We start from the raw sequence: 6,655 nt of genomic DNA, 5'->3' as shown, positions 1-6,655 counted from the left end.
GAAGCATAAGTACTTTTAAGATATTTAGTATCACCTAGCACCTAAAACTACGCAATGGCTGGTTAGCGATCGCCTTGAGGAGAAAACTTTTTGGTTTACTGATGGTTCTTCATTTTTTCCAACAGAACTCGACCCTGAGGGTCACGGCTACCTGCGAGTCCAAAAGCGTAGATATTTAAATCTACATGCGTCAATGCCTTACGAAGCTGCTCTGCAAGCACGTTAACATCATCAATTAGTAACAAACCAAATAGCCCTCGGCTGTAAAGATAATCATCTTCACTTTGGGGGGTATCTGCTGCCTGGATGAGCATTGATACGACTTCTGGTGAACCGATTAAGCTTAAAAGGATTAATGCTGCATCCCTGCTTACAGAGTCATATTTGGGATGGCTGAACAAGAATTGCAGAGGTGGAACCATTTCAGGAATGAGAACACCGAAAAATCCTAAAGTCAATGCAATACTAGAAGAATAATCCCCAGGTAAACCTTGTTTTAACAGGGCTTCCATCCAAGTTGTTGACGCTAGCCGACCTGTTGGTTTGGGTGCAGGTAAAAAGTAGCGAGGCTTGGAACCATCTGAAATGTAAGCCAGTTCATAAATCCAATTCAACTGGTTGATAACAAGATCAAGCCCCTTCTCTTTTCTTAAAAGTCTGCACCCCTGAGCAAGCATACTTGCATCCAAGGTATTAGATTGCAAAGCTTGCTCAATTTTTCGGATATCTGCTGGTTCTAGTTCGCTTAAGTCAGTCTGGAGATAATGCTCAATCAGAACTTGAGGTGATAAACCAGCTTCCTTTAGTGATTGGATTTCAGCCTCCCGATCAGAGATTTGTTGTTTTAGTTCTTCAATTTCATTGCGGTACTTGCGTTTTTCCCGTGGATCTGTGGCACTGCGTTGCTTCTCTTCATACTCTTTGAGCAGTTTGAAATCTTCTTTCAGTTGTTCTTCGAGGTACTCTTGCAGCTTCACTTCTCACTTCCTCCGCAACTTAATCAACAATTGCTCCCAGGCTAACTTGATGTTGAAGCCACTTCCCAACTCCAACTCGCCTTCGTAGTCAACGAGAAAAGGCACAAGGGGTAGTGTGACTTTCAGTTTGTGCTTGGCATCTAATTCGGGGGCTTTAATAATTTCAGCAACGGCAGCTTGACTGGGAGGCAAAGCAGGAACACGCTCCTCTAGCACCGCCAGCATCTGCTGCATCTGCTGTTCTGATACTTGGTTTGCTTCCAGTGCGTCCAGAAGGTTCTGTGTCAACACCAATTGATTTCGATCAAGATGCTGAGCCACTGCTATGATCGTGGCTTGCTCTGTTGCGTCATAGCGGAGCAACAAGTCTTGACGCATTTGATCGAGGTTTTCATAAATAGCCACCTGACTGCTCAGTAAAATGTTCAACTTCGCATCCATTTGCTGCAATTGATTTCCCATCTCCTGCATCCGATCCGAGGGTTGACCTGTCAGTTCCTGTTTTAGTTCGTTATATTCCTGTCGATAGTTAGAAACGGATTCTTTCTGTCGCTCGATATCACGACGATATCTAGCTTTGTAGCGAGGATCTCTCTCTTCGCGCAATGCCTCCTCAAATTCCTTGAGAAGTTCTTGTTCTTGGGCAATATGATCTTCTAAATCTTGCAGTCTCTGGTGAAAGCCTGGAGAAAGCATCGGGTGAATTTCCTACTTGCTAAATGGTGGGGATGGGGTTCACAATGAAGATCGAGCTACGATCAAACTTAACTGAAGTTTCGTTTTCTGCTGTTTCTAGTGGGAATAGGTTTAATTACATCTGATAGCGGCATCTAGTGCTGAGAGCCTCTTCTCAAGCTCAACTATCTTCTGGCTTAACGGTATATCTTCCTTTTCAAGGATTAAGTGGAGTAAGTTTCTTGGTTGCTTCGCCAGCACTGGACTCCAGAAATTTGGTGAATGCTAGAGCAGCGATCGCACCAACAGTTAAAATAGTGGGTTTTGACATAGATAGTGTCAGTAACAATACTTAGACTCTTCTTTTATCGCACAATTTCATTCAGAAGACAACATACAGCCCAAGTCAATTTGTAAGCAGACACATCAAGAATGTAGGGAAGTTATTCCAACGGTATGTTCGGCATATTTTCTTATTTTTTAGTAATTTATGTCAAAAACTATAATATACCTGCTATAGTAGCAATAGCAGTCCTACTTTGATTTCTGAAAAACGAACTGCAGAGGATATAGAGGAAGAGAAAGTAGAGAACTTCATAAATGATTTAGGATCTCTAAGGTTGTGTGTTTGCCTCCAGCAAAAGAAATCACACATCAAAAGAAAGTTTCTGACCAACAGACAATTTTTCCTCAAGAGTCAAATGATTGCACGCTTAGTATGCGACTATGAAGCGCGACAAGCAGCCGCAGGACAAAAGAAGTCTGTTAAATCCGCAGCTTTACCTCTACCACTTTCCCTTCATCGACAACGGCGCAAATAATGCACTCCCGCAACAGACGTTTTTTGTCCACAGGATTCTGTATCTCTTTCCAAAAATCCTGGTTGCGGAATGCAGCTATAATCCGTTCCCGGCTGATCAGCAGCGCTTTGCTGGTTCTTTCCCCACTATCAAGCAACTCCATAATTTGCAAACGCAACCCCTCTTTGGCAGTCTCAATCGCGGGGTTGTTTCTCGGAATAGATTCAAGCGCTTGAAGTTGCGATCGCGTCAAGTGACCTTTTGCTGGCATAGTCGTATATACACGGGTTTATCCAATTGTCATTTTATGCATATTAGATGTGGAATAGCTTATATCCCCGAAGTTGGGTTGCCGATCGCCGTGTTGTATCCGCAAAAACGCTATCTCTGGGCTAAAGTTCGCGTGTTTGTTGAGTTCATGACAGAATTAACCGCTGCACTAAAACGAGCTGATGTTGTGGACTGAGAACTATCGCGCTTCAATCACTTATATCGCTTGGTAATCAACACACGGTTACCTACGACCGAAGCAGGAACAACGATTTAGCCAAAACGTTAACCTAATGGCTCAAAGTATTAATTTGTTGTGTTTGTAAACGGCATCACTAACCTTGCGTGTTTTTCGTAGAGTCGATGGGTCAGAAGTTGGTATTTGAGGTGCGCTTACTCTATGGTTGTCCCTCAATATATTTACGCAGTTTCTTCTTGCTCATCAAAAAGATGATGGGTGAGCAAAGTAGGTTCTGAATTTGAAATTAACTCACCTAAAAATGTATAAGGCAAAATAAAAAGTCGAAGTTTATGTCTGCACTTGGAGAATGTCCGAAAAAGAAATGTTTTTCGGATGGGTAAATAAATTGTTAAGATTTTTCCCCTAGACTGTCCGAAAAACTATGTCGGATTGATATCATGTACGAAAACACTAAGATGATGTTTTCCGGACAGTTTTCGATTATTATATTAGAGGAATGCAGACATGCTTATTGGATATATGCGCGTCTCTACAGACAATGACAGGCAGACAACGAATCTGCAACGCGATGCCCTCCTGACGGCAGGAGTTGACCAAAGGCAGTTGTTTGAAGATAAAATGAGCGGTGGGCGAGATGACCGACCCGGATTGAAGAAGGCTCTAGATTATGTGCAAAGGGGGGATTGCCTAGTCGTCTGGAAACTTGACCGACTGGGGCGTTCAGTACCACATCTCCTTGAAATTGTCAATCAACTAAGGTCAAGCGGTGTTGCCTTCCGCTCCCTTACAGAACAAATTGATACTACAACTGCACATGGGGAATTTCTGTTTACGCTGTTTGGTGCGTTGGCTCAGTACGAAAGAGCTTTAGCCCGTGAGCGAATCATGGCTGGGCTTGAAGCAGCTAAACGACGCGGGAAGAAGGGGGGGAGACCACAGGCAATTAATGATGAAAAGTTGGAGGCTATTGTCCAAGCACTGTCAGGTGGACAAAGTAAAGCGGTTGTCTGCCGGAACTTTGGGGTGAAGCGCTCAACGCTCTACGATGCTCTTGTTCGCTATCAAATCAACCAAGAAAAGTCAGGCAAATGATAATAGAAACCGAGACCAGGGCGGATTGTGGTTGCCGCCATCAATGGCGAATTCACCCTTAAACGCTTGTCGCGGTTGCGGGGAAAACTGTGGTTGATGCCGGAAAATGCTGATTACCAACCGATTGAAATTACCGATGACTTGGAAGTGGTCGCGGTGGGTGTGGTGGTAAGCGTCCTCCGCCAACTATAGTTATGTTCGCGCTGGTCGATTGCAACAGCTTCTACGCAAGTTGTGAGCAGGCGTTTAACCCGGCTTTGCAGGGAAAACCTGTGGTCGTGCTGTCGAATAACGATGGCTGTGTGATTGCGCGATCGCCTGAAGCAAAAGCCCTCGGTATCGGAATGGCTGAACCATACTTTAAGGTGAAACCCTTCTGTGACAAGCACAAGGTCGCGGTGTTTTCCTCAAATTACGAACTTTACGGCGATATGTCTGGGCAGAAGATGAACGTCAATTCGACTTGTTCACCCCTGCGCCTGATGTGCGGCGAGAAAAGCTGATGGCGGCGATGGACAAGCTCAATCGCAAAGAAGGACGGCATCAGGTGTTTTTCGGCACTGTGGGGCTAAAGCAGGATTGGCAAATGCGGTGTGACAGGCGATCGCCAAGATATACTACTCGTTGGGGGGAGTTGCATGTCTGTCGTTAAACAACGGGGAGTAATGAGAATGAGGTGAATCATCCAAAATGTTGTTATAAACCTCGTCTAGGTTGAGACCCGTAGTTTTTCCTCCTCAGGTTTGAGATGAGTTGTAACCCACACTCCTATCCGCCACTGTATTGGGACAGGCGTTAATTCGTTGTTCAAATGCCGAAACCTGTTCAATCAGGTCAGACTGAGCGAGATAGCAAGTATGATAGGTAACATCGGAACGTAACCACTGCCACAGATGTTCTACAGGCATAAAGTCCGGGCTATAGCTTGGTAATGGCTCTACCTTCATATCGAGTGCTGCCGCCGCGTCTAGTACAATCTGTGAGCGATGATAGGGAGCCCCATTCCAAATCAAAGTCGTGGGGTCATTTGGGAATTCGGTTTTCGATCTTTTTGAGGACATCAATGGTATTAAGACCATTGGCGGTGTCCCAAGGGAAAATTCTCACCTCACCCAAATTATAGATGTAGACCCCATAAAAAGAGACCTTGGTTCTTCCTGGGGAACTTGAACTCACCCAAAACCGCTCGCCTTTAATCGACCATCCGTAACCTTCATCAGTATCGAGGTGAATATGAGCCTCGTCGATGTAAATCAGTAGGTGTCCGTGTTGGAGGGCATGGTCAAGTAAACCCTTGAGTGTTTCAAGAAACTCGGCACGTTTGTGAGGATTTGCCTTGTTGAGTAGCTTCCGGGCTTTTCTCCAAGACAATCCCAGTTGCTTGAGGGTCTTGCCAACGGTGTCGCGACAGCAATCGATATTAAATTGAGCTTTGATCCACGAGACTAAAAGTTTTAAAGTCCAACGGGGTTGAGGTTGCTCTTGACGCTGTTGGGGAGGGGTTGCTGCTAATTTCAAGGCATCACGGATCTGCCGAGATAATGCCTGTTCTATCTCTAAAGATAAACGGGAGGATGCCCACCACTATGTTGGTAAACTAGTGTTTCTGAACCTGCTTCATTGTAACGATGCACCCATTCCATTACTGTTTGTGGGTTACGTCCTGTTTCCCGACCCACTTGAGTCGCATTTTTGCCACTACTAATCTCGTAGAGTGCCATAAACCGCTCACGACTACGGGGATGCGTTGCTCTTAATGCCTTTTCTCTCAACGCTTCCGCACTTTCACCCCAACGGCTCAAGTCAACGTTTAACATCCTTGTACAAACCTAAATCACCACTCCTAAAACTTAGGATAGCCCCATGCGTGACAAAACTCCAGCTTTCAAGGTAGACGAGGTTTACACTTCTCAACAAGATAACCGAAGTGTATATTTTTGGGTCTAAACTATCATTAACTATCTCTAACCCTGATGACTACGTTTTTATGACAATAGCAAAGCTGTCTCTCAAAGCTTTGCACAGACTGGCTTGTAAATTTTCGGACAGGTCTATTACTAGGTAAAACGTTGTGAATAGGGAAAAATTATTGATAAATTTAGAGTATCACGAGCAATCGGTACTTTTAAAGCAATCGATAAACATGGACTTAGGTAAATTTTTTGAGGCCTGTAATCCTAGTAAAATTATAGACATGGGGAATGCTGAGGAGCGCAAATACTATATTAATTTTGCTCCTGTGCGAGGTAGGGAAGTTATTAAGGTACTAAAGCGCACCATAACCCATGTATCGCCCAACAATCCAACCTGCCAGTTATTTACTGGACATATTGGCTGTGGTAAGTCTACCGAGTTGTTAAGGCTGAAAGCTGAATTGCAGCAGGAAGGTTATCATGTAGTTTACTTTCAGGCAACAGAGGATTTGGAATTAGCAGATGTTGACATCACTGACATTTTACTAGCAATCGCACATCAGGTTAGTAAGAGCTTGGAGACGAGTAAAATTACTCTGCCAACCTCTGGTTTTAGAGGTTTCCTAAAAGAAATTGGAGAATTTTTACAAACACCAGTAGAAATAGAACAATTCAAATTTTCCTTACCAATTGGAGAGATTACAGCGAAAACCAAAAATAGCCAAC

Annotated in this window: 12 protein-coding genes and 1 pseudogene; 7 read left to right on the top strand and 6 right to left on the bottom strand. The window is 44.1% G+C overall.

The genetic code is table 11. The annotated features are described in order from the left end of the window. Positions 1 to 95: 95 nt before the first annotated feature. Together AABK37_RS39565 and AABK37_RS39560 are read right to left on the bottom strand one after the other, a co-directional pair. On the bottom strand, positions 96 to 977 hold the full coding sequence (locus AABK37_RS39565) for a hypothetical protein (protein WP_432556862.1): 882 nt from the start codon (positions 975 to 977) through the stop codon (positions 96 to 98). Between the two features lie 3 nt (positions 978 to 980). Beyond that, positions 981 to 1,673, bottom strand: a complete 693-nt coding sequence (locus AABK37_RS39560) for a hypothetical protein (protein ID WP_432556861.1) — start codon at positions 1,671 to 1,673, stop codon at positions 981 to 983. 137 nt (positions 1,674 to 1,810) lie between these two features. Between AABK37_RS39560 and AABK37_RS39555 the strand changes: the two genes are divergently transcribed. Beyond that, positions 1,811 to 2,008, top strand: a complete 198-nt coding sequence (locus AABK37_RS39555) for a hypothetical protein (RefSeq protein ID WP_432556860.1) — start codon at positions 1,811 to 1,813, stop codon at positions 2,006 to 2,008. A gap of 409 nt (positions 2,009 to 2,417) precedes the next feature. On the opposite strand, the gene AABK37_RS39550 is transcribed toward AABK37_RS39555, so the two are convergent. Next, complete coding sequence (locus AABK37_RS39550) at positions 2,418 to 2,723, bottom strand: hypothetical protein (RefSeq protein ID WP_432556859.1); 306 nt, start codon at positions 2,721 to 2,723, stop codon at positions 2,418 to 2,420. 36 nt (positions 2,724 to 2,759) lie between these two features. On the opposite strand from AABK37_RS39550, the gene AABK37_RS39545 reads away from it, so the two are divergent. From AABK37_RS39545 to AABK37_RS39525, 5 genes and pseudogenes are all read left to right on the top strand, one after another. After that, positions 2,760 to 2,918 (top strand): hypothetical protein, encoded by a 159-nt coding sequence (locus AABK37_RS39545; RefSeq protein WP_432556858.1) that lies wholly within the window; start codon positions 2,760 to 2,762, stop codon positions 2,916 to 2,918. Between the two features lie 510 nt (positions 2,919 to 3,428). After that, the gene (locus tag AABK37_RS39540) at positions 3,429 to 4,016 is read left to right on the top strand and encodes a recombinase family protein (RefSeq protein WP_432556857.1); all 588 of its coding nucleotides are present in this window, start codon (positions 3,429 to 3,431) and stop codon (positions 4,014 to 4,016) included. 21 nt (positions 4,017 to 4,037) lie between these two features. Next, positions 4,038 to 4,208 (top strand): annotated as a pseudogene (locus AABK37_RS39535) (LexA family protein); the annotation flags it as partial. 2 nt (positions 4,209 to 4,210) lie between these two features. Then, positions 4,211 to 4,519, top strand: a complete 309-nt coding sequence (locus AABK37_RS39530; RefSeq protein ID WP_432556856.1) for a hypothetical protein — start codon at positions 4,211 to 4,213, stop codon at positions 4,517 to 4,519. An 8-nt stretch (positions 4,520 to 4,527) separates the two neighbouring features. Continuing rightward, the gene (locus AABK37_RS39525; RefSeq protein WP_432556855.1) at positions 4,528 to 4,668 is read left to right on the top strand and encodes a DUF4113 domain-containing protein; all 141 of its coding nucleotides are present in this window, start codon (positions 4,528 to 4,530) and stop codon (positions 4,666 to 4,668) included. Positions 4,669 to 4,753: 85 nt separating this feature from the next. Here the strand turns inward: AABK37_RS39525 and AABK37_RS39520 are convergent, their stop codons facing one another. Genes AABK37_RS39520 through AABK37_RS39510 form a run of 3 tightly spaced genes read right to left on the bottom strand, consistent with a single transcriptional unit; the run spans position 4,754 to position 5,833 of the window. Further along, a complete protein-coding gene (locus tag AABK37_RS39520; protein ID WP_432556854.1) occupies positions 4,754 to 5,029 on the bottom strand; it encodes a transposase in 276 nt (91 codons plus the stop codon). 10 nt (positions 5,030 to 5,039) lie between these two features. Further along, on the bottom strand, positions 5,040 to 5,534 hold the full coding sequence (locus tag AABK37_RS39515; RefSeq protein WP_432556853.1) for a winged helix-turn-helix domain-containing protein: 495 nt from the start codon (positions 5,532 to 5,534) through the stop codon (positions 5,040 to 5,042). Positions 5,535 to 5,572: 38 nt separating this feature from the next. Next, positions 5,573 to 5,833 carry a helix-turn-helix domain-containing protein gene (locus AABK37_RS39510; protein WP_432556852.1) on the bottom strand — a complete coding sequence of 87 codons (261 nt, stop codon included), beginning with the start codon at positions 5,831 to 5,833 and terminating at the stop codon, positions 5,573 to 5,575. 254 nt (positions 5,834 to 6,087) lie between these two features. On the opposite strand from AABK37_RS39510, the gene AABK37_RS39505 reads away from it, so the two are divergent. Continuing rightward, on the top strand, positions 6,088 to 6,655 hold a 568-nt coding region (locus tag AABK37_RS39505), incomplete at its 3' end, for an ATP-binding protein (RefSeq protein ID WP_432556851.1).

It is taken from the genome of Tolypothrix sp. VBCCA 56010, assembly GCF_050875635.1.
Lineage (GTDB): Bacteria > Cyanobacteriota > Cyanobacteriia > Cyanobacteriales > Nostocaceae > Hassallia.
This window is presented reverse-complemented; position numbering and strand designations above follow the sequence as displayed.